The following is a 22900-nucleotide window of genomic DNA, read 5'->3' as shown; positions in this document are numbered from 1 at the left end:
TACGGCCATGTCAAATGCTAACTTTATTACTCAAATCACTACCCTCGCTGATTGTGTTGGTCAAACGCCGCTGGTAAAACTTCAACGCCTGCCTGAGCAAGAGCACATTGCCAATGGCGCCACAGTACTAGCTAAGCTTGAAGGTAATAATCCAGCGGGCTCTGTAAAAGACCGTCCTGCTTTTAATATGATTTATCAAGCAGAACAGCGCGGTGATATCAAACCTGGCGATATGTTGATTGAAGCCACTAGTGGCAATACTGGTATTGCATTGGCTATGGTCGCTGCGATGCGTGGCTACCCGATAACGTTGCTGATGCCAACCAACTCTACCCAAGAACGTAAAGATGCCATGATTGCTTATGGCGCAACGCTGATTGAAGTAGACGAAGGTATGGAAGCTGCGCGCGACTTGGCACTGCAGATGCAAGCAGAGGGCAAAGGGGTTGTATTGGATCAGTTTAATAATCCTGACAATAGCCAAGCACATTATCTGACTACAGGCCCTGAGCTATGGGCACAGACAGAAGGTAAAATTACGCATTTTATTAGCTCGATGGGCACGACAGGTACGATTACCGGTGTATCACGTTACTTAAAAGAGCAAAATCCAGACGTCAAAATCATCGGACTACAGCCTGACGAAGAAGCCTCTATTGCTGGCATTCGCCGTTGGCCAGCGGCTTATATGCCAGGTATTTTTGATGCAGACTTGATTGATGAAGTGATGGATATCGATCAGCGTATTGCTGAAGTCTATATGCGTAAATTGGCGAAAACTGAAGGTATTTTTGCGGGAGTATCTTCGGGCGCAGCTGCATGGGCAGCGACCCAAGTGGCAAAAGCAAATCCTAATGCTGTTATTGCCTTTATTGTCTGCGATCGTGGCGATCGTTATTTATCAACGGGTTTATATAACGTTGACAATAGTAATACGGATAACAGCAGCGCAGAAGTTAATTAATACATAAGAAACACCATTTAGTATCGTTAATTTCAAAGAAGTGCAAAGCGGCCAAGTGCAGATGTAATACTTCAAGCAAGGTCAATGCTGTTATTCTTTTATAATGAATTAACTATAAGCTCATAAATAGTCAGGATTATCTATGTCACAAGCGCTACCATCCGACCCTATATTGGTTTTTGATATCGAGACTGTCGCCGATGTCGATGCAGCACGCCGTATCTATCCGCAATTGGCCGATCTTAACGATGCAGATGCGTTAAGTGCGCTGACAGCGATACGTACACAAGAAGCAGGGCACGACTTTATGCGCCTGCCACTACAGCGTATCGTCTGTATCTCAGCTCTGTATATCAAAGATGGTAAGTTGTCGCTATTTTCTTTGACTGCCGATAAATTTAGTGAAAAAGAAATCCTAGCCAAATTCTTTAGAGCCTTTAACGACATTGAGACATTGCCGCAACTTATTAGCTGGAATGGCTCGGGCTTTGACATACCTGTACTGATATATCGTGCCATGCAATATGATTTGTCAGCACCATGGCTGTTCGAAGAAGGCGAACGTATTAAAAATATGCGCTTTGATAATTATGTTAATCGCTTTCATACGCGTCATCTGGACTTGATGGATCGGTTTAGCCAGTACGGTGCTAGTCGCCGTGAAGCGATGGATATCGTCGCAAGTCTGTACGGATTACCTGGTAAAACTGACGTAGATGGCAGTATGGTCGGTGCGCTTGTTAGTAGCGGTGACTGGCAGACCCTATCTATATACTGTGAATCTGATGTGATGAACACTTGGCTTATTTATTTACGCTGGTTACGTCTAACAGGACAGTTGTCTTCACAAGATTTTGATGCTTGGCAGCAGCAAAGCTATGACTATCTGGCAAAGTATACCCAAGCTGACGGTAGTCCGCGACATCAAGAGTTTATCGCTGACTGGTCATCGGCACCCGAATTATAGAAATCGCATTATTAGTAGTTTTTTATTCCCCTTTTCTAGTTATTTATTATTAAGGCAGGTTTATGCAACCCACCGATTCAAAAACATCTACAGCATCTGATACGGCAGCGCAAATCAGTAACGCTCAAACGAATGAAGCTCAAACAAACGACACCCAAACGATTGTCATTCCGCCGAGTAAGAAAAAATCAAAGCCATCATCAAAGACACGTCGTCGTCTAAAAGATGCAGAGCCAATTCCATTCAATATTGATGGCTTATCACATGATGGTCGCGGTGTTGCTGTGTATGGTAATGGTTTTGATGTTGCGGAAGGCCATGCTGAAGACAAACATGGCAAAAAAATCTTTGTTAGCTTTGCCCTACCAGGTGAAAGCGCTTTAGTGAAAATAACCAACAGCCGTGCTAGCTTTGAAGAAGGCGATGCCATTAGTATTACTGCCAACCCAAATCCTGAACGTGCTGTGCCACCCTGCCCGCACTTCGGCACTTGCGGCGGTTGTAACTTGCAGCACTGGCAGCCAGATGGACAAATAAACTTCAAGCAGTCAGTACTGGCTGAAATGCTAATGCACCAAGCCAACGCGGAACCTGACAATTGGCTCGCGCCTGTCATCGGCGATCGCCTCGGCTACCGTACCAAAGCACGTTTGGGCGTGCGCTATGTCGTCAAAAAAGAAACCGCGCTTGTCGGTTTCCGTGAGCGTTCAAGCAACTTCTTGGCAGAGCTAAATGAATGTCATATTCTAGATCCGCGTATTGGGTTTGAGATTGAAAACCTAAAAACGCTTATTAGCACTTTAGAGAGCCGTGACAAGATTGCTCAGCTTGAGCTTGCAATGGGTGAGCAACTGCCAGAACTACCTGATGGCAATCAGCCAGTTGCGCTCATCGTCCGTAATTTAGAGCCTTTATCAGACGCTGATATAGACAAACTAAAAGTATTTTTCGCAGCGCGTAATTGGCAGCTATATTTGCAGTCGAAAGGCGTTGATAGCATCCAACGTATTGCTTTGACAGACGCTGATGATTTGAGCGAGCAATTTGGGCGTTTATATTATCAATTGCCAGAGTATGATCTGACTTTTGAATTTATCCCTACTGACTTTACTCAAGTAAATTTATCGGTTAACCGTCAGATGACCAAGCTTGCTTGTGACTTATTGGACTTAAAAGCAGGCGAACGCGTACTAGATTTATTCAGTGGTTTGGGTAACTTTAGCTTACCACTAGCGCGCCTCGTTGGCGAGACAGGCTCAGTAGTCGGTGTTGAAGGTAGTGAAGCCATGACCGAACGTGCTGCTGACAACGCTCGTCGCAATGGTATCAACAATACTGAGTTTTACAGTCAAGATTTGACGCAAGACTGTACTGATAAGCCATGGGCCAACCAAGGTTTTGATGCACTATTGATTGATCCACCGCGCTCTGGTGCTTGGGAGATTATGCAATATTTGCCAAAATTCAATGCTGAGCGCATTGTTTATGTCTCTTGTAATCCAGCGACCCTTGCCCGTGATACAAAAGCATTGTTAGAACAAGGCTATCGTCTGACTCATGCTGGCGTGATGGATATGTTCTGCCATACGGGTCATGTTGAATCTATCGCTCGCTTCGAAAAAGTAGCGGTTTAACGTTATTAATCTTCAAAACGATTAATAGCTGAAAATGACTGTTAGTTGAACCTAATTAAAGAGACAATTAAGCGTTATTACAATTATCTAAGATAACTCAAAGCTTTGATAAGTTTGTGCTAATAAATAGCCATTATTTAGCGTAATTGACCACAGCCGTACAGAGGCTCGCTTGATTTGTCACTTTAAAATGAGATAATAGTAAACAATCTTCCTATGTTTTTGGTGATGTTTCCAATCGCTACATAGCAAGCATTTGCACTCATAGCTTTATATATTTTACGCGCATTTTATAGCTGCTAAAAATAACATTTTTAGCAGTTGTATTGGTTTATAGCTGACACTTTATGGATCGTTAATTCAGAGTGTGTGCATAGTAGATGAGGTTATAATCAATTCAAAATAGCTAAGAGGAGTCGGCTATGGTAAAAATTCGTGAAGGATTACCGCTGGTGGATGGACAGACCACGCAGGCCGATAGTGCAACACTTGCGGCGCAACTGGTGGCGAGCCAACGCTCTCACCAGTCAGCCAATAGCTATGCCCAAATTCCCCTCGACATCAAATACCAGTTGGCAACCCACAAGCTACATACTACTTTTGATCGCTCCGCTGCACACACTTATCATCTGCATGACCCTCATACTGAAGACGAGTATTTGGATGATACCAATGCGCTATCAAACAAAGAGCTTGAGGCGGTCGGCTTAGACCAGGCCAATATCGACGTACCGACTTGGTTAGATAATGTGGCCAAGCGTATTGGACAAGAGTCAGTACCCAACCTAAGTGCAGCTTGCGAGTTTATTCGCAGTCATATGAATACCAGTGAATCTGAGCGTTCAGGCGCTTATGTCACAGGTATTGGTATGACCGATATTCTGACCTATCTTTATCAAGATGAAGATGCGCTAGTCGCAGCCATGCTGTATCGCAGTGCGCGCAAATCAATCATTAGTCTCGCTGAAGTTGAAAAAAACTTTGGTCCAGATATTTTTACGCTTGTTAAAGACACCCTTGCAATGGGTAAGCTGTCGGAGATTATTGAGAGCAACAAGCGCTTAGAAGACCATTTCGTCAACAATCAACGTGATCAGCTATCAAATATTTATAGTATGCTCATCTCTGTTACTAACGACGTGCGCGTGGTACTCATCAAATTGGCAGAGCGTACCTTTGCCATGCGTGAATTGACATTTTCTAGGCCAGAGCGTCAAACTCGTGTCGCACGTGAGGTCATGACTATTTATGCACCATTAGCGCATCGCCTAGGTATTGCACAGCTAAAATGGGAACTCGAAGATTTAGCTTTCCGTTATTTAGCACCTGACCGCTATAAAGAAATTGCTAAGCTACTGTCAGAAAAACGTAGCGAACGTGAGTCCTATATTCAGCGCGTACAAGACAAATTAAATGAATCATTAGCAGATGCCAGTATTGAAGGCGAAGTATCTGGGCGCGTCAAACATATCTACTCTATTTATCGAAAGATGAAGCTTAAAGGCTTATCGTTCGATCAGCTTTATGACATTCGGGCCTTGCGCGTCTTGGTCAATAGCCCTTCTGACTGTTATCATGTTTTAGGGCTAGTACATGGCTTATGGCGTTATATTCCTGAGCAGTTTGATGACTATATTACTAACCCTAAGTCCAATGGTTATCGCTCGCTACATACTGCTGTAATTGCGGAAAATAAATCACTCGAAGTCCAGATTCGTACTCATGAGATGCACTTTGAGGCCGAGCTTGGCATGTGCGCGCATGTCAATTATAAAGAAGGTCTGAAGAACAAAAAGGACAACTACTTAAATCAAAGAATCAGCTCACTACGTCAGCTGTTGTCTATTAATAATGAAACGCGTAGTCAAACGCGCTCATCCACTCTCACAGGCGAAGAGATAGATGACACAGAGTTCGATGAAGAAGAGCAACTCGTTGATTTTGATGAGCTAGAACGTATTTATATCTTTAGCCGTGATGGTGATATTACTGAGCTACCAAAAGGCGCAACTGTACTTGATTTTGCCTACTATGTGCATACTCAAGTTGGCAACAGTGCTCAAGCCGCTCGAGTCAATCAACGCTACGTGCCACTAACCTACCAGCTCAAAACAGGTGAGCAGGTTGAGATTATTACTAAATCCTCACGCGAGCCAAACCGTGACTGGTTAGTAGCATCCTTAGGTTATATTCATACCAACCGCGCGCGCTCAAAACTGCGTCAGTGGTTCAATAAGCAAGACCGTGACAAGAATATAGAGATAGGTCGCCAGATGCTCAGCAAAGAGCTTGAGCGTCTATCTGTACATCCTAACAGTATTGATTTAAATGATTATATTCAGCATTTTCACGTTAATACGACCGATGATATCATTGTGGGTCTTGTTACAGGTGATATTGGGCTTAATCAGCTCACCAGTCATATTTCGCGTCAGCTGCATCTAGAGCCTGAGATCCCACCAGAGAGCTTTGTACCGCATGTAGATAACCGAGATACAGGTAAGCTCGATGCGTATAAAATCCATATCGATGGTTTGGATAATATCGAAATCAATTTGGCAGGTTGTTGTCATCCTGTGCATGGCGAACCGATTGCTGGTTACATCACTTTATCGCGTGGCGTTAGCGTGCATAACCGAGGCTGCCCAGAGTACTTACGTCTGGTCGAGCGTGACCCTGAGCGCAAGATAGAAGCCGCTTGGCAAGTACAGACGGGGCGTTATCAGCCTGTTGATATTCATGTCGAAGCATATGACAGACGCGGTTTGCTACGTGATTTGACTCAGATAATTGATAAAGAAAACGTCAATATTCGCCAAGTTCAAACGTTAAGTAATGACGACAATATTGCTTTTTTAAAGTTCCATATTGAAGTCTCAGGATTAGCCCATTTGTCTAAGTTGCTCGCAAAATTAGAGCAGCAACATGGTATTTTGCACGCGCGCCGTGCAGTCGTGTAAATAAAACCTTAAGTCAGTCGTTGTTTATTCCACAATAGAGTTGTCAAAAAATACTATGCCTGAATTACCTGAAGTAGAAACCACTAAAGCCAGTCTTGCTCCATTATTGGGGCAACAGGTCGTTGATGTTAAAGTATTTCAACCAAAGCTGCGATGGATGATGCCAGATAACTTAGACGAGCTGGTTAATTACACATTAGATAGTGTTGAGCGCCGAGCAAAGTATCTGATTCTTAATTTTCTGCCAGTAGCTGTACAGAATAACGCTGCAATGTCAGCTAGCAAAATTGAACCGCGTCAGCTTCTCATTCACTTAGGAATGTCAGGTAGCTTACAACAGCACAGCTACGGTACTGATAAGCGTAAACATGACCATCTGGTTGTCATCTTTAATGATGCTAATAATAAGTCTCAGCTACATTACTATGATCCTAGACGTTTTGGTTCAGTACTATGGCATGAAGATTACGGCAATAAACTACTAGATCATCTAGGTCCTGAGCCGCTTTCAAAAGATTTTACCGCAGACTATTTGTACAGTTTAATCCAGCGTATAAACTTATCTAGCAAAGATAGCAATGGGGCATCTTCAGATAATGCTAAAACGAATAAGCGACTAAAACCCATCTCCCGAGCGATTAAATCTGTCATCATGGAACAAGAAGTCGTAGTTGGTGTTGGCAATATCTATGCGACTGAAAGTCTGTACTTGTCCGGCATCCACCCCGCTACACCAGCCAATCAAATTTCGCACGAACAAATTGTCATTTTAGTGAATCATATTAAAGAAATTTTGAAGAAAGCGATAAAACTGGGCGGTTCAACACTACGAGATTTCACAGTAGCCAGTGGTCAAACTGGTTACTTCCAGCAAACCCTAAATGTGTATGGTAGACAAGGAGAAAGCTGTCTACATTGCAGCACGACGCTAGAGAACATCAAACTTACTGGTAGAGCCAGTGTGTATTGTCCAAATTGTCAGCCGTTAAAATAGTTCATAACTGATATCTATTTGTGGGCACTATATTTAGATTGAATAAAGCTAGCATCTGAAAAAAGTAACCGTTTTTAGAAGTATTAAATATCGCCAAAGCTATTACTAGATTGCTCTCATTTTTGTTGCTTATTAGCGCGCATCTTGCTTTAATAGTGCTAGCGCTTACATAAATAGTGCGCACCCTTTATTTTTCTGTAATATTTAGCCTAACTATTGTTGCCGCAAGATTCTTGTGTGAAGATAGCAGCAGCCATTAATCATACTACTATGAGTTTCAGGATATCGTTATGACTGTTAAAGCAAAAACCCAACACACAGTTAAGCAGAGATTTTTTACTGTATTGGCAACTCTAGGATTGGTAGCTGCGACTATTCAGCCTACTTTTGCAGCTATAGAAATTGATGAAACTGATTTCGGGCCTTCGTACGAAACGATGGTAGTCGATACAATTGTTGGTAAACCACTGCAACTCGTGAATGCTGTAGCTGGTACGGCAGCTTACATCGTAAGCCTACCTTTCTCACTTATTGGTCGTAACGCAGATCAAGCACAGCAGAAACTGTTCGTTGAACCTTGGGATGCGATGGGACGCTGTTTAGGCTGTACAGTTGCAGAAGACAACTATTACAAATCTCAAGTTATTGATAATAACGTAGTACGTATCGTTGTCGATCAACCATCAGAAATTTTAATTAATACCAATGACTATGTAGTGGTCACTCCGTAACAATTTGCTTTTAGTAGGCACATCAAATAGTTCACAAAAAATGACTGTGACTATTTCATAGCAAAAAGGCTAACGAGGAGTTAGCCTTTTTTATTGTCGAAAAGTCGATAATTTATTTAGTAATACTAGTATTACTTAATTTGGCACTGATTTCACGTAGCAACTTCACTTCCTCTGATGGCTCTTCTACTGCTTCTTCTATAACCTCCTCTACCTCTTCAGCACGGCGCATTTTATTGACACCTCTAACCATCATAAAGATGATGAAAGCTAAGATTAGAAAGTTAATAAGTACGGTAATAAAACTACCATAAGCCAATACAGGTACACCTGCCTCTTTGAGCGCATCATAAGTCATAGCAATACCATCAGGTGCATCGCCTAAAACTAAGAACATGTTCTCAAAATTAATCTCGCCGCCAAAGATAAAAGCGACAATAGGCATAATAATATCATCTACCAAAGATTTTGTGATGGTAGCAAAAGCCCCGCCGATGATGACACCGACTGCCAAATCCATCACATTACCTTTGACAGCAAACTCTTTGAACTCTGAAACCATACTCATTGTTTTTTCCTCAAAGTTTATCTATAAGACAATAGATATTTATATATTTAGTATCACATCTAGCTTTCATGTTAATAATTGAATACATTAATACCACCATTCATTCTGTCTGTATTTTTCCAAGATTGCAACACAAAAAAAAGCAGTATAAAGTGAACCACTAATAGCTCACCTTATACTGCTCATTTTTAACCACTCAGTGCCAGTAAAAACTACTGATGCTAAGTGTTCGCGCCAAACATCAATATCATGAATTACTCAGTAACTCATTTATTGATATTAAGCACCTTTCTTACCACGGCCGTGACGCTTACGCTCACTTTCAGTCAAGTAGCGCTTACGAATACGTACCGCTTTTGGCGTTACTTCGACTAGCTCATCGTCTTGAATAAATTCAAGCGCTTGCTCAAGAGTGAATTTCACTGCTGGCGTCAACGTCAATGCTTCGTCAGTACCACTAGCACGTACGTTGGTTAGCTGTTTAGCAGTCGTTGGGTTAACAGTCATATCATCGTTACGAGAGTTAAGACCAACAATCATACCTTCATAAACTTCAAGCTGTGGCTCAGCAAATAACTTACCGCGTTTCTGTAGGTTAAACAGAGCAAAACCTAGGCAAGTACCATTTGCCATAGAAACCAATACGCCGTTAGAACGACCACCAACATCACCGATCTTCTGTGGACCGTAATGTGAGAAGCTCGAGGTCATGATACCACTACCTGAAGTCAGGGTTAGGAACTCAGAACGGAAACCGATCAAGCCGCGCGCTGGCATGGTTGCCTCAATACGCATACGGCCTTTACCGTCCAGCTCCATGTTAGTCATCTCGCCTTTACGTAGACCAACTTGCTCCATGATAGAACCTTGATGCTCTTCTTCGATATCGAAGACAACGTTTTCATACGGCTCTTGTAGCTTACCATCAACTTCTTTAACGATAACTTCTGGACCAGAAACACCTAGCTCAAAACCTTCACGGCGCATGTTTTCGATAAGTACTGATAAATGAAGCTCACCACGGCCTGATACTTTAAATTTATCAGGAGATTCAGTGTCTTCTACACGCAATGCTACGTTATGAATCAACTCACGCTCAAGACGCTCACGAATGTTACGTGAAGTCACAAACTTACCTTCACGACCAGCAAATGGTGAATTATTTACTTGGAAGTTCATGGATACTGTAGGTTGATCTACCGTTAGTGCTGGTAATGCTTCAACGTTGTTAGGATCACAAATAGTATCAGAGATGTTTAGCGCATCAATACCTGTGATACAAACAATATCACCGGCTTGCGCATCTTCAACGTCAATACGGTCAAGACCATGGTAACCCATGATTTTTAGGATACGGCCGTTACGCGTCTTACCATGCTTATCAATAACAGTCACTGGCGTGTTAAGTTTAACTTTACCACGCTGAATACGGCCAATACCGATAACACCAACAAAGCTGTTGTAGTCAAGGCTTGAGATTTGCATACGGAACGGAGCGTCAGCATCAACCTGTGGTGGCTGAACAACGTCAACGATAGTTTTGAACAATGGCGTCATGTCGTCAGCTAAATCGTCTGCTTCTAGACCTGCAATACCGTTCAATGCTGAAGCATAAACAACTGGGAAATCAAGCTGCTCATCGTTTGCACCTAGGTTATCAAACAAATCAAAGATTTGATCCATTACCCAATCAGGACGTGAGCCAGGACGGTCAATTTTGTTGATAACAACGATCGGCTTTAGACCTTGTTCGAATGCTTTTTGCGTCACAAAACGAGTCTGAGGCATTGGGCCATCAACAGCGTCAACAACTAAAAGTACGCAGTCAACCATAGACATTACACGCTCAACTTCACCACCGAAATCGGCGTGACCTGGGGTATCTACAATGTTGATACGGTATTCAGTTTCTGAAGTTTTATCTGTCCAGCGGATAGCTGTGTTTTTAGCCAAAATGGTAATACCACGTTCTTGCTCAATATCACCTGAGTCCATTGCACGCTCAGCAATGTTTGCACGGTCGCCAAAAGTACCAGACTGATGTAATAACTTATCAACCAAAGTTGTCTTACCGTGGTCAACGTGGGCAATAATTGCAATGTTACGCAGGTGTTTGATATCGTTCGCCATATAAAATGCTCGTTTCGTCTTAAAAAAATGCAGTAGCAGTAAGCGCTGCTGAATAAACTTTCATCATCAATCAGATAGATATTGAATCTAAGATGATGCAAAAAAGAATGCTATCAAATAAAAAAGTTCAATACAATCAAATATCTATACTGACGAATTCATCATACAGATTGCTATGCTAATGTACATACTGTTAATTTACAGAATGTTTGGGTGGCTAGTATAACATTATTGATTCATAAATTTATGTAATAACTCACTTTTCTCAATACATAAATAAAAAAAAGCCACCCATTGGGTGACTTTTTTTGTAACTGTATATTTAACTATACGGTTATTTTGCTACTACTTACTGAACAACCATATCTTTAGTTTGTTCAACAGTCATTGTTTTGTCACCAGTGATGATGGCATAAACACGACGGTTCATAGCACGACCTTCTTCAGTGTCGTTTGAAGCGATTGGGTTGTTGTAACCATAGCCTACAGTTGATAGACGGTTTGGAGCGATACCGAATTCGTTAGTTAGCATAGATTTAACAGCAACGGCACGAGCTTCAGATAGACGTTGGTTATAACGTGCTGAAGGACCAGTCTTAGAAGCATGACCTTCTACACGAGCGGTAGAGTTAGGATACTCACGCATCTTCTCTGCTACTTTAGCGATTTCTGGCTTGTACTGGTTTTTGATAGCTGACTTGTCGTTATCAAAGAATACACGTAGTTCCATTTTCAGTTCGTCAGTAATGTCTACTGGTACTGGGCAACCGCGCTCATCAACTACAACGTTCATTGGAGTGCCTGGGCATGCATCGATGCTATCAGGTACGCCATCACCGTCAGAATCAAGATCAGCTTCAACAACAACTACTGGAGTGTTGTCAACTACTGGCTCTTGCATAGGTGGTACTGCTACTGTAGGTGCTAAATGGCCACCTAGTACTACTTCTAGACCGGCCAAAGCCATGCCTTCCCACCAGTTGTTGTCAAAGTTATGAATCGCACGAGCTTCACCACGTAGACTTAGCGCGTCATTGATGCGATACATAGCACCTAGACCTAGGTTACCGATAGTATCTTTAGAGTTTGATACTTCAGTACCAGCAGCAGTAGGAGTAGTCTCACCAACTTTAGTGTATTCCTCTTGGTTCTCTACTTTGATCTTAGATTGACCAGCACCAATTAACACATATGGCTTAAGTGCGCTATCAGTGTAACCAGTAAATTCTTCAGTACCGATCAAGAAGTTACCAGAAATCATAGTCTGTTCGATATCAAAACGGTTAGCACCAGATTCCGCTGAGGCTTCAGAAGCTTCGCCGTTTGCATCAGATACGCCATACTCTACTTGGAACTGAGTAGAAGGAGTAAGTTCGATACCTAGTGCAGCACCAGTGTATAGGCTGCTTTCTTTGGCTACGCCACCATTATCGTTGCCTAGACGATCTGTATTATTCTGCAGGTTCTGACCAGTGGTAAGAACTTCGCGCTGTTTGTCAGCTGTATCGCCGAACTCTTCATCAACCATGTGATAACCAAGAAGCAACGGGCTAATAGTAACACCAGCATTAGCTGCCATCGGTGCAGCCGCTACAGCAACAAGGGCTAGAGCTATTTTATTCAATTTCATGGACTTCCTCCAAAGGATAATTTTAGTGATGCATTAAGCAAAACCGATTCTCAAGACGTACTAAGATAGACATCTCTTACGCATTTTAAGTTACAAAGCAAAACCAATTAAGGAGTAGCTTAGCGATTATTAATTCAGTTTACAACTTTTTTCGTTAACGAGCTACACATTATTACACGATAATGTTGTAACTAAAACACAATAAACAGTCTAAGTTACCCAGAACTAACACACCTTACGCTTCTTATCTTTTACACATCAGTTTGCGATAGATGAATAGTCTATTGATAGCTATTTTCTTGAAGCATTTTATTACAATTAGAATTTTTTCTCTATTGCTAATGTCGATCTTTCACTAATTGAAACATTTTTTGACAGTCGCTATATATTACATATATATTGTAAAAAACCAATATTCTTCTGAAAATCAAGTAATTAGCAATTACATCTGTTTTATATACAGTGGAGTAAGAGAAAGTTTAAAGAATTTGGACAATTGGTTTGCTTAAAAGACAGTCAACACAAGGATGTGTGAGACGTTGTTTTCTACTTAAATGACAAACAGCTATAGGATGTAGCGCATTATGAACTTACTTCATAAGGTACTGGCCCATTATAAGAGAATAGCCATTTTTACCCTTTGTTTACCTATTTGCAGAAAAGACGGATATGGAATTGATAAGTTTTTAGCTATTGCATCTGGGTTACTCAATAAACTATTTAAGTTAATCGATTATAGGAATCCATCCCTTCAAAACAATAATGCTTTAAATGCTAAGCAATCAAATGGCTTTACTCTCGTTGAGCTAACTGTGACGACAATGGTATTGGGAATTATCGCAGCTATTGCAGTGCCAAGCATCTTAACGCACTTAGCACGAATGGAAGCCCAACGTGTTAAGCATCAGTTAGAGAATACCTTATCCTTAGCAAAGGCCGAAAGTTATATAAGCCGGCAGGATGTCTTAGTTTGTTTATCGAATGATGCACAGCAATGCCATAGGAACAGTGATAAAACGCTTCTGCTATTCGTAGATAAAAACGACAACAAGCATTTTGATTCTCAAGTAGACACGTTATTAGCGCAGCAATCTTTAAACCTAAGATATAGTACAGTGAAGTTAAGAGTTGGCGGTAGGCGTCACTATACTAAGTTCTGGGGCGATAGCGGCAGACCACGCGGACATTTCGGTCATATAAAATACTGTCCTACCTCTTCTTATAATAAGTCAATGTACCAAATCTCTTTTAACCAATCCGGTATCGTCAAACATAAACTTAACGTAGACCACCCTACGAAATGTAATGGGTAATAGATGCCATATATGAAAAACTATTTATACATGGCTTCTTTCATCATTGTCACAGCGCTTTCTAGTCCTACGAAGACCGCATCTGCAATAAGTGCGTGACCAATATTTAACTCATAGATACCATCAATCTTTGCAATAGCATTCACATTGTCACACGTTAGACCATGACCCGCGTTAATAAGCAATTTATCGTCTAGGCTCTGTGCTGTAGCTACTGCTTGTTCAATTCTTTTAAGTTCAGCCAACTGTGCGTCAGTATCATTTGCTAATCCTGCTTCGGCATAAGCACCCGTATGCAACTCTACCGCGTCTGCACCACACTCTATCGCGGCTGCAATCTGCTTGTCATCAGGATCAATAAACAAAGAAACCTTAATATTAGAGGCTTGCAGTTTATGAACATACTCTTTTAGAGATATGACTTGCCCTGCAACATCAAGACCACCTTCTGTCGTTAGCTCTGCACGCTTTTCAGGTACTAGACATACCCAAAAAGGTTTAACTTTGCAGGCAATTGCAAGCATCTCATCAGTTGCGGCCATCTCTAGATTCATTCTCGTCGACAACTGCCCTGCCATTTCATAAACATCAGCATCTTGTATATGACGACGATCTTCACGTAAATGTATAGTGATACCATCTGCCCCTGCCTTTTCGCACAGTAATGCAGCAGCTAGAGGACTTGGATAACTCACACCGCGCGCTTGACGAAGTGTTGCCACATGATCAATATTCACGCCTAGCAAAGGTTTTTTTGTATTGTTTTCAGATGAGGTAGATACAGAGATACTCATAAAAATCCTTTGGACAATTAAGCCTAACTTATATAGTTGATACTACGATGATATTTGAGAATGCAGTTATTGATAACGCTGCTGTTGCTGCCATAACAGACGACTTTGTAGCGGCTGATAATCAAGCAAATGATCAATAAGATGTCGATGTAGTTTTGACCAATGGCTCAATGTTTGCTCAGTAATACCTAAACGTGCCATTTCTATAATATCCGCACCCTTAAAAACAGTCTGTCCAGACTCACTGGCTAAATGCTCAGACTTTTCATTATGTACTAATACAGGGAGCAAACCTATATCCGGTAAAAAGCGGTAAGTACAATCATACTCGATGGGATCTTCAACGTTGTCATGCGTTAACGTTAAAGTAAATCCTAATTCGGTAAATAGATACTGCTCAAACTGACGTAAACAAAGGCGAAGCTCGCTATTACTTAAGGGCTGCTTGAGTTGTTGTAAACTAATTTGATAATGCTGCCATAGTACTGGCATTGGATCTTCAGTAGGTAACAGCCGCCACAGAATCTCGTTTATATATAGTGCGGCATACTGATGTTGGCCGCCGATATTAGCGTAAGGTACGGCTTCTAAGACAGCAGGTGTACTGTCTTTTTGAACACTGTCAGCTTGAGTATTATCTTGCGAAGCAATATTAATTTGACTAAAGGTTTTTAGGTCACGTTTGCCTGTAGCAAAAAGCTGTAATGGCATAAATAGCGGCGCGCCTTTTTTCCCAACACCATGTATCACACCGTGTTGTTGAGAAAAAAGATAATACAAAGCGCGTTTTTCTTGATAAGGACGCTGATGCAATAAATACCCGACGAGCGCTTCATTACGCATTTTTTATTACCTAAATAGCTAAAAGGCAGATAGTACTTTTGAAGCGTTCGTTCTTAACCGCTATCAATAGCCCAAACTGGTCAACGCACGCTCGTCATCAGACCAACCACGTTTCACTTTGACCCACAAAGTTAACATGATTTTTTTGCCGAACAACTGCTCCATATCTTTACGAGCATCCATACCAACTTGCTTGATACGCTGGCCCTTATCACCGATAACAATGGCTTTTTGACCACCACGCTCAACATAGATAGTTGCATCAATGAAAGTACAAGCTTTGCGTGGACGCCCTGTTTTTGGATCAGTATGGGCAGGTTCGTCTTTAAACTCATCAATCTGTACGGTCAAATCATATGGCACTTCATCACCCGCACTACGCATGATTTTTTCGCGAATGATTTCACTGGCTAAAAATCGCTCAGAGCGATCAGTGATTTGCTCTGTATCATAAATAGGCGCAGCGACTGGTAAATGCGAAGCAATCACTTCTTGCAAACGATCTAAGTTTTGATTTTTTAGTGCAGATACGGGAACGATATCAGCAAAATCGAAACTATCATTGAAAGTTTCGATAAGTGGTAGCACGCTGCCTTTATCTTTTAGAGTATCTGCCTTATTAATAACCAATACGACTGTTAGATTGGTCTCACCGAGCTTTTGCAAGGTCAATAAATCATCGTCACGCCATTGATCTGAGTCAACAACAAACAGTACTAAATCTACATCTACTAGCGCCGATACCGCCGCTTTATTCATACGTTCGTTAATAGCACGTACTTCGTTGCGGTGAATACCTGGTGTATCAACAAACACTGCTTGCATTTCATGGTTTGACAAAATGCCATGAATACGATGACGGGTAGTTTGCGGTTTACGTGAGGTGATAGACAGCTTTTGACCCAATAAGTGGTTCATTAAAGTTGATTTACCCACATTTGGACGTCCAACAATGGCCACATAACCTGCTCTAAAATCATAAGCCATACGAGCATTGCCACTCGGTGCAAAAAACTCTTCAATAGCCATATCATTGTCTAATGCAATATCTTCTGCATCAGCAGCATAAATCTCTTCGGTAACTTTGATATTGTTTTGGCTTGACTCAATATCTGTATTCTCACTCAAATTTTGGGTGCTATCTTCATTGTTTGATGGCAAATCAGTGTGATTGCTCATAAGTTAATCCTATAGGGTTTGTGACTAGCTGAACAGTCGTTGATGCTAAATTTATTCAGTCACCATTGAAAACGGGCTAGAAACATTTAAAGTTTTAAAATAAATAATATGTGAGGTAGTTTTAATGTATGTTTTGCAAGCTATAAACCAATCTAAGCTAATATTCTGCATCTAAAAATGCATTAATAGACATCGGCTATACACGCTTTTTCGCAGATCCTGGCAATTTATGTAATTGATTAATCATAAGCTCTGCTGCTTTCTGTTCAGCGATACGGCGGCTCTCACCAGATTCAGTAATATCAGGACAGTTATTGATATTGACATGGCAACGTACAACGAAAATTTGATGCGGTGCATTACCACGCGTTTCCATGAGCTCGTAATTAGGCAAGTCAAACTGTTTAGATTGTAGCCACTCTTGTAACCGACTCTTGGCGTCCTTTAGCGCTTTTTGGTCGTTGACATTATCAATCAAATCACCATACCAAGAGAGAACACATTTACGAGTAATATCCATATCTTTACTGTCTAAATAGATAGCACCAATCAGAGATTCTACCGCATCCGCCAGTATGGAAGCACGATTGCGACCGCCACCTTTGCGCTCACCTACTCCTAATATAAGATGGTTAGATAGCTCTAAGTTTTGGGCGATAATTACCAATGACTCTTGGCGCACCAATGTCGCACGCATACGCGTTAAGCGCCCTTCGTTTTGACTAGGATAACGATGATATAAAGCTTCACCCACAATCATCCCTAACAGTGCATCACCTAAAAACTCTAAGCGCTCATAGTTTTTTTTGCTATCAAATGAGCGATGCGTTAACGCAAGTTTAGGTAGGCTCAAGTCATTGAACTCATAGCCTAACTTACGCGTTAATACTGCTAACCGCTGAATAAATTCTGAGCTAACAACAAGCGTGTCAACAGACGTACTATTTTTTTGGGAAGTAGGAACCGCTTGGGAATGGTGCGAAGTTGGTTTCATGCGTGGTTTGTGGTTATCCCTTCTGCTTGACAGATTTAGTTTAATAATATTATTTGATATATTTTATGAAATAATGAATGTGCTATGTCGTACTATTGCGACTTACTCTGCTGTTGCCATCTCGATGTTACCTTCGAAACGGTTCACGATGTCGACATTGCTAAAAAAGTTATTAGTTACGGCATATTCTTTATAGATAGCCAATTGACCTATTTTTTTATCGGTAAAGGTAAATACATCTTCTGCCTTGGTATCATAGTCAGCATTGATAGATAACTGTTTGTTGACACGTTCAACGAATTGCTTAGCTGTTTCGTTATTACTATTGGCTTCTTTTAGCTGTGCACTTAATACCTTGGTCAATTGGTAGTCGCCAATTTGAGCTGGTACGATAGCTACTGTCAATTTAGTCGCAATACCCAAAAGCATAATAATGAGAACAATGTTTGTCACACTGGCACCGCGCTGCGTAGCCAAACCAGATAATTGCTGCATTATAAGATCCTTCTAAAGATAAACGACTATTTCGAATAAGTGTATAAATAATAAATAGCCATTAATTATTTATCAACGATATTAGCATAAAACTATTATCAACCAATCAACCTCTAGACAATCTCATAATCTTAATTGATAGTACCATTACGTTCAAATGTCGGTAAGTTTAGACCAGGTGGTTTATGCATCCAGATATAAACTGCCTTACCTGCTAGGTTTTCATCCGGAACAAATCCCCAAAATCTACCGTCTGCACTGCGATCTCGGTTATCACCCATCACAAAATACTGATCTTCTGGTACGTCAATGCGCCACTCTGTACCTTCCGACTCAACCACCTCTGGTGATTGTTGTTGTAAAAATGGCGCGTATTGTGAACTGTTCATACCGTCCAAATAGCGCACGAGATGCTTGTTGTCACCTTGTATTTCTTCAAAATATTGTGCCGCGTCTTCTTCTTGCTGGCCCATTGCAGAAGCACTCTCTTCGGTCAGCACTTGACCTGGACCAACCTGGCCTGGTAAGTATAGCTGTGAAGTCAATTCAGCATTTGCCGCGAAATCTACAGACTTAGTCTCAACAGGTACATCATTGATAGACAGCGTGCCTTTACTATAACTTACCGTATCGCCAGGTAAACCGATAACACGCTTAATATAATAAATGCTCGGGTTCTCAGGATAGCGGAACACTGCCACATCGCCATGCTCAGGTTCACCTGTATCTAGCACCTTATTATAGGTTAACGGCAAGCGCACGCCATATGCATACTTATTGACAGCAATAAAATCACCTGTATATAGCGTCGGTACCATAGACGATGATGGAATATTAAATGGCTCAATTAAAAATGAGCGTACTATCAATACCACTGCTAACACAGGGAAAAAGTCATAAGCCCAGCGAACTAGTAAGCCTTCTTGACCTCGACCACGAGTTTTGCGCTGTTTGAGCGCTAGCTTATCTAACAGCCAAACAATTCCTAGGACTATAGTTAACGGCACTAAAATTAAATTAAAATCAAAATCCATACCAAATTGCCTATTAACGAGTGGCTTATCTAACACCTTTACGATAAGACCCACTACATTTGACTGTTATCTACAATGACTATCTTAGGTTACGTTTAGCGATTAACTATCAACTTGCAACACAGCTAAGAAGGCTTCTTGCGGGATTTCCACATTACCTACTTGCTTCATACGTTTTTTACCAGCTTTTTGCTTAGACAATAGCTTTTTCTTACGTGACACATCGCCGCCATAGCATTTTGCTAATACGTCTTTACGCATAGCTTTTACCGTACTACGACCAATGATTTGGCTACCGATAGCCGCTTGAATGGCGACATCAAACATTTGACGTGGAATCAACTCTTTCATCTTAGTAACTAGGGCATTACCACGATAACGTGATTGGGTTTCGTGCACGATCATCGCTAAGGCATCGACTTTATCGCCATTGATTAGCACATCAACTCTCACCAGCTTATCGGCTTGATAGCGCTCAAAGTTATAGTCTAGTGACGCAAAACCACGTGAGACCGACTTTAGGCGATCAAAGAAATCCATGACCACTTCGCCCATTGGGATATCGAATATAAGCTGTACTTGGCGACCCATAAAACGCATATCAACCTGAACGCCGCGACGCTCAATACATAGCGTCATCACATTGCCTAAGAATTCTTGCGGTACTAAAATCTGACAGCGTGCAATTGGCTCACGGAATTCTTCTATGTTGTTTGGCTCAGGTAGATGTGATGGATTATCTACATAAATTACATCACCATTCTTTTTCTCAATTTCATAAATAACTGAGGGCGCCGTAGTAATCAAATCTAAATCATATTCACGCTCTAAACGCTCTTGGATAATTTCCATGTGCAGCATACCCAAGAAGCCACAGCGGAAACCAAAGCCAAGCGCATCCGACGTATCTGGCTCAAAAAACAGCGACGCATCGTTAATTTGCAGTTTTTGTAAGGCTTCACGGAATTTTTCAAAATCACTTGAATCTACTGGGAACATACCAGAATAGACTTGTGGCGTGACTTGTTTAAAGCCTGGGATACGATCCACATCAGGGGTCTTAGCATGAGTGATGGTGTCGCCTACTGGCGCTCCGGCAATATCCTTAATACCCGCAATAACAAAGCCGACTTCCCCTGCTTCTAAAACACCCGTATCTACAGGCTTAGGGGTAAAGACACCAATCGAGCCAACTAGATGTGCCTCTTGAGTCGATTTGATATATAACTTGTCACCTTTACGTATAGTACCTTCACGCACCCGTACCAATGAGACCACGCCCAAATAATTATCGAACCAAGAGTCAATAATTAGTGCTTGCAGTGGTGCTTCACGGTCACCAGTTGGTGCCGGGATAAACTCCACCAGCGCTTCTAGCAGCTTATCAACACCAAGACCAGATTTGGCTGATACTCGCGGTGCATCAACGGCATCGATACCGATAATATCTTCAATTTCTTGAATGACGCGTTCAGGCTCAACTTGTGGCAAATCAATCTTATTTAACACCGCCATGACTTCTAAGCCTTGATCAACGGCTGTGTAGCAATTGGCTACTGACTGCGCTTCTACGCCTTGAGCGGCATCAACAACCAATAGCGCACCTTCACAAGCTGCTAATGAACGCGACACTTCATATGAAAAGTCGACGTGACCCGGGGTATCAATAAAGTTAAGCTGATAGCGCTCACCATTTGGATGATCATAAAACAGTGTTACTGACTGTGCTTTGATAGTGATACCGCGCTCACGCTCAATATCCATTGAGTCGAGTACCTGCGCCTGCATCTCGCGATCTTGCAAGGCACCGCACATCTGAATAAAACGATCGGCAAGGGTCGACTTACCATGATCAATGTGGGCAATGATTGAAAAGTTACGAATATTGGCTAATGCAGTCACAAAGCGCCTACTAAATTAAGGGTGATAGAATAAAAGATTTGAGCAAATGCTGTCAGGCGCATGTCACACGGTCGCTATCTAAAAAGTCGCTATCTAAAAACTGGCGGCCTATAAATTAGCCATAAAGATCCAAACATTATCAGACCGACATCAGATATCACTATCTTTAATCAACCACTGAAGACGCCAACCGTTATGCGCAAACATAAAAGCGTATTCTAGCAGTTTTCCACTATAAAGTAAGGCGATTTTATTTGTTGTCAGAGGATTTACCAGTGAGGTTACAAGCCGATAACGCTACAGAAAAAAAGAAGGCAATAGATTGTTGGCTAATTTGTTTATCGCGCCTGTGTCTTTTGCGATATTTCACGTTTATCCCTGTTATTTTTTATGGCATCTTACTCTCAGAGAACGCCGAATCGTCAGTGTCTTTTGTCGCGCTCAGATACTTATATATCCATGGCGACTTGCCATAAAAAGCACCATTTATTTGAGTTTGCTCTATCAAGTACTCACGAAATCTCAAATAAAATTCATTATCTGGGCCCTTAGGCTGCTGCCAAAAATCATCAAGCGGCTTTTGATCTGTTAGCTTAGGAATATCGTAAATTGCACGACCCATAACCTTAGTAGGTTTCTTATGATAAACCGACTGCAAGCCTGTCGTACTGTTAATAGTCACCATGCCAATACTATATTTCACCAAAGTTGGCAGGTGCATATCACAACCATAGAAAACACGATGAGACACTTGATAGCGCTCAGCTAGGCTAGCTACCAGCTCCCGATAGTCTCTATGACCACGATCCAATGGATGATGCTTAAACACAAGTAACTGTTTTTGCTTAGCAAATTTTGCAAAGCTTGCGATAGACTCGTCAATGAACTGTACCACATCACGATAATCACTATGATGGGTAATCTGTGAGTCATTATGTACTTGCAAACTGATCAAAAAATAATTGTTACTTTCTTGTTTGGTCAGTCTGTTTTGCAACTGTTTGTCTGGCAAATATCCTCGTAACTTCCGCCACGGTGCCTTTAACCAAGCGATGGCCTCTTGCCAAGCGGTCATACCACGATAATGTGAATAATGTGGGTAACGGCTTTTATAAAGCCAAGCAATGATGTAATAGACGATGGCTGCGATACTGAGGCGATAAAATCGATTATGAGTGTATAAAGGCTGATCATTGGCTTTTTTAAGTGCTTTAATCTCAGCAGTGTTTAGACGTGAATAGCCATTAATCCCATGCTCTTGCAAGGTAATGTAATCAGGACGCAAGTACCCTTCTTCAAAGACAAAAAATGAAATACCCAGCTTCTCACTGATACACGCCGCTTGAGTATGATGCGGTCGACAATCGCCAAAGCATACGATCGCATCAATGGCATTTTCTTTAATGAACACCTGCAACCAAGAAGAAAATTGCGCTAATGTATTGGTATATTCGTAGGTATTGTCGTGATGATAAAAAAAGGCATCGCCTGCATTAAAATTGATTTTGCTTACTTTAATGTCTTGAGTTTGCAAGAATGACGAAAATCGATTAAAAAACCCACCCATTTTTCCTTGTAGTAGCAAGACATGTCGATGAGTAAGCAAGTGAGACATCGAAGCTGCCATAATACAGGGCTACCATTAAGTGAGAAAATAAGAAATAAAAATGAGAAAGGTCGTGCAACCGTGTGAAAACACATAGCGTAAAAGTGATTATACCGAAAAAGCACCTATTTGTCGCAATGCAATTATACGGTGCTATTCTAA

At 41.5% G+C, this 22900-nt stretch carries 18 protein-coding genes; 7 read left to right on the top strand and 11 right to left on the bottom strand.

Annotated features, from left to right (window positions below; translation table 11 throughout):
- The first annotated feature begins 7 nt into the window (after positions 1-7).
- The 6 genes from cysM to QL898_RS01540 all read left to right on the top strand — a co-directional run bounded on the left by cysM (position 8) and on the right by QL898_RS01540 (position 8250).
- On the top strand, positions 8-964 hold the full coding sequence (gene cysM / locus QL898_RS01565) for a cysteine synthase CysM (protein ID WP_290175583.1): 957 nt from the start codon (positions 8-10) through the stop codon (positions 962-964).
- Positions 965-1106: 142 nt separating this feature from the next.
- On the top strand, positions 1107-1931 hold the full coding sequence (locus QL898_RS01560; RefSeq protein WP_057758412.1) for a 3'-5' exonuclease: 825 nt from the start codon (positions 1107-1109) through the stop codon (positions 1929-1931).
- A gap of 62 nt (positions 1932-1993) precedes the next feature.
- A complete protein-coding gene (gene rlmD, locus QL898_RS01555) occupies positions 1994-3565 on the top strand; it encodes a 23S rRNA (uracil(1939)-C(5))-methyltransferase RlmD (RefSeq protein WP_290175552.1) in 1572 nt (523 codons plus the stop codon).
- Positions 3566-3987: 422 nt separating this feature from the next.
- Positions 3988-6525: a bifunctional (p)ppGpp synthetase/guanosine-3',5'-bis(diphosphate) 3'-pyrophosphohydrolase gene (locus tag QL898_RS01550; protein WP_290175551.1), complete on the top strand. Its 2538-nt coding sequence runs from the start codon at positions 3988-3990 to the stop codon at positions 6523-6525.
- Between the two features lie 55 nt (positions 6526-6580).
- Positions 6581-7519 (top strand): bifunctional DNA-formamidopyrimidine glycosylase/DNA-(apurinic or apyrimidinic site) lyase, encoded by a 939-nt coding sequence (gene mutM / locus QL898_RS01545; RefSeq protein WP_290175550.1) that lies wholly within the window; start codon positions 6581-6583, stop codon positions 7517-7519.
- A gap of 290 nt (positions 7520-7809) precedes the next feature.
- The gene (locus QL898_RS01540; RefSeq protein WP_290175549.1) at positions 7810-8250 is read left to right on the top strand and encodes a hypothetical protein; all 441 of its coding nucleotides are present in this window, start codon (positions 7810-7812) and stop codon (positions 8248-8250) included.
- Positions 8251-8362: 112 nt separating this feature from the next.
- On the opposite strand, the gene mscL is transcribed toward QL898_RS01540, so the two are convergent.
- The 3 genes from mscL to QL898_RS01525 all read right to left on the bottom strand — a co-directional run bounded on the left by mscL (position 8363) and on the right by QL898_RS01525 (position 12578).
- The gene (mscL, locus tag QL898_RS01535; RefSeq protein WP_057758404.1) at positions 8363-8818 is read right to left on the bottom strand and encodes a large conductance mechanosensitive channel protein MscL; all 456 of its coding nucleotides are present in this window, start codon (positions 8816-8818) and stop codon (positions 8363-8365) included.
- A gap of 279 nt (positions 8819-9097) precedes the next feature.
- Positions 9098-10948 (bottom strand): translational GTPase TypA, encoded by a 1851-nt coding sequence (typA, locus tag QL898_RS01530; protein ID WP_290175548.1) that lies wholly within the window; start codon positions 10946-10948, stop codon positions 9098-9100.
- A 349-nt stretch (positions 10949-11297) separates the two neighbouring features.
- Entirely contained in the window at positions 11298-12578 is a 1281-nt protein-coding gene (locus QL898_RS01525; RefSeq protein ID WP_290175547.1) for an OmpA family protein, read from the bottom strand.
- A gap of 584 nt (positions 12579-13162) precedes the next feature.
- Here QL898_RS01525 and QL898_RS01520 point away from each other — a divergent pair.
- Positions 13163-13891 carry a GspH/FimT family pseudopilin gene (locus tag QL898_RS01520; RefSeq protein ID WP_201547925.1) on the top strand — a complete coding sequence of 243 codons (729 nt, stop codon included), beginning with the start codon at positions 13163-13165 and terminating at the stop codon, positions 13889-13891.
- A gap of 20 nt (positions 13892-13911) precedes the next feature.
- Here QL898_RS01520 and QL898_RS01515 read toward each other — a convergent pair whose 3' ends face one another.
- The 8 genes from QL898_RS01515 to QL898_RS01480 all read right to left on the bottom strand — a co-directional run bounded on the left by QL898_RS01515 (position 13912) and on the right by QL898_RS01480 (position 22759).
- Positions 13912-14685 (bottom strand): pyridoxine 5'-phosphate synthase, encoded by a 774-nt coding sequence (locus QL898_RS01515; RefSeq protein ID WP_290175546.1) that lies wholly within the window; start codon positions 14683-14685, stop codon positions 13912-13914.
- Between the two features lie 66 nt (positions 14686-14751).
- Positions 14752-15528: a DNA repair protein RecO C-terminal domain-containing protein gene (locus tag QL898_RS01510; protein ID WP_201547923.1), complete on the bottom strand. Its 777-nt coding sequence runs from the start codon at positions 15526-15528 to the stop codon at positions 14752-14754.
- A gap of 63 nt (positions 15529-15591) precedes the next feature.
- Entirely contained in the window at positions 15592-16557 is a 966-nt protein-coding gene (gene era, locus QL898_RS01505) for a GTPase Era (protein WP_290175582.1), read from the bottom strand.
- A gap of 346 nt (positions 16558-16903) precedes the next feature.
- On the bottom strand, positions 16904-17701 hold the full coding sequence (rnc, locus tag QL898_RS01500; RefSeq protein ID WP_201547921.1) for a ribonuclease III: 798 nt from the start codon (positions 17699-17701) through the stop codon (positions 16904-16906).
- A gap of 102 nt (positions 17702-17803) precedes the next feature.
- A complete protein-coding gene (locus QL898_RS01495; protein WP_227511189.1) occupies positions 17804-18196 on the bottom strand; it encodes a DUF4845 domain-containing protein in 393 nt (130 codons plus the stop codon).
- A gap of 131 nt (positions 18197-18327) precedes the next feature.
- Positions 18328-19230 carry a signal peptidase I gene (lepB, locus tag QL898_RS01490; RefSeq protein WP_290175545.1) on the bottom strand — a complete coding sequence of 301 codons (903 nt, stop codon included), beginning with the start codon at positions 19228-19230 and terminating at the stop codon, positions 18328-18330.
- A 102-nt stretch (positions 19231-19332) separates the two neighbouring features.
- A complete protein-coding gene (lepA, locus tag QL898_RS01485) occupies positions 19333-21132 on the bottom strand; it encodes a translation elongation factor 4 (RefSeq protein WP_101204270.1) in 1800 nt (599 codons plus the stop codon).
- A 388-nt stretch (positions 21133-21520) separates the two neighbouring features.
- Positions 21521-22759, bottom strand: coding sequence for a capsular biosynthesis protein (locus QL898_RS01480; protein ID WP_290175544.1), 1239 nt, complete (start codon positions 22757-22759; stop codon positions 21521-21523).
- Positions 22760-22900 lie beyond the last annotated feature (141 nt).

The sequence above is a fragment of the Psychrobacter sp. APC 3279 genome (genome assembly GCF_030407795.1).
Classification (GTDB): Bacteria; Pseudomonadota; Gammaproteobacteria; order Pseudomonadales; family Moraxellaceae; genus Psychrobacter.
The sequence above is the reverse complement of the archived record's forward strand: the minus strand, read 5'-3'. Positions and strand labels throughout refer to the sequence as shown.

Bases quoted from the DNA above. Each gene is read 5' to 3' on its own strand.
- cysM (WP_290175583.1), top strand. From the start codon at position 8: ATGTCAAATGCTAACTTTATTACTCAAATCACTACCCTCGCTGATTGT.
- QL898_RS01560 (WP_057758412.1), top strand. From the start codon at position 1,107: ATGTCACAAGCGCTACCATCCGACCCTATATTGGTTTTTGATATCGAG.
- rlmD (WP_290175552.1), top strand. From the start codon at position 1,994: ATGCAACCCACCGATTCAAAAACATCTACAGCATCTGATACGGCAGCG.
- QL898_RS01550 (WP_290175551.1), top strand. From the start codon at position 3,988: ATGGTAAAAATTCGTGAAGGATTACCGCTGGTGGATGGACAGACCACG.
- mutM (WP_290175550.1), top strand. From the start codon at position 6,581: ATGCCTGAATTACCTGAAGTAGAAACCACTAAAGCCAGTCTTGCTCCA.
- QL898_RS01540 (WP_290175549.1), top strand. From the start codon at position 7,810: ATGACTGTTAAAGCAAAAACCCAACACACAGTTAAGCAGAGATTTTTT.
- mscL (WP_057758404.1), bottom strand. From the start codon at position 8,818: ATGAGTATGGTTTCAGAGTTCAAAGAGTTTGCTGTCAAAGGTAATGTG.
- typA (WP_290175548.1), bottom strand. From the start codon at position 10,948: ATGGCGAACGATATCAAACACCTGCGTAACATTGCAATTATTGCCCAC.
- QL898_RS01525 (WP_290175547.1), bottom strand. From the start codon at position 12,578: ATGAAATTGAATAAAATAGCTCTAGCCCTTGTTGCTGTAGCGGCTGCA.
- QL898_RS01520 (WP_201547925.1), top strand. From the start codon at position 13,163: ATGAACTTACTTCATAAGGTACTGGCCCATTATAAGAGAATAGCCATT.
- QL898_RS01515 (WP_290175546.1), bottom strand. From the start codon at position 14,685: ATGAGTATCTCTGTATCTACCTCATCTGAAAACAATACAAAAAAACCT.
- QL898_RS01510 (WP_201547923.1), bottom strand. From the start codon at position 15,528: ATGCGTAATGAAGCGCTCGTCGGGTATTTATTGCATCAGCGTCCTTAT.
- era (WP_290175582.1), bottom strand. From the start codon at position 16,557: ATGGCTATTGAAGAGTTTTTTGCACCGAGTGGCAATGCTCGTATGGCT.
- rnc (WP_201547921.1), bottom strand. From the start codon at position 17,701: ATGAAACCAACTTCGCACCATTCCCAAGCGGTTCCTACTTCCCAAAAA.
- QL898_RS01495 (WP_227511189.1), bottom strand. From the start codon at position 18,196: ATGCAGCAATTATCTGGTTTGGCTACGCAGCGCGGTGCCAGTGTGACA.
- lepB (WP_290175545.1), bottom strand. From the start codon at position 19,230: ATGGATTTTGATTTTAATTTAATTTTAGTGCCGTTAACTATAGTCCTA.
- QL898_RS01480 (WP_290175544.1), bottom strand. From the start codon at position 22,759: ATGGCAGCTTCGATGTCTCACTTGCTTACTCATCGACATGTCTTGCTA.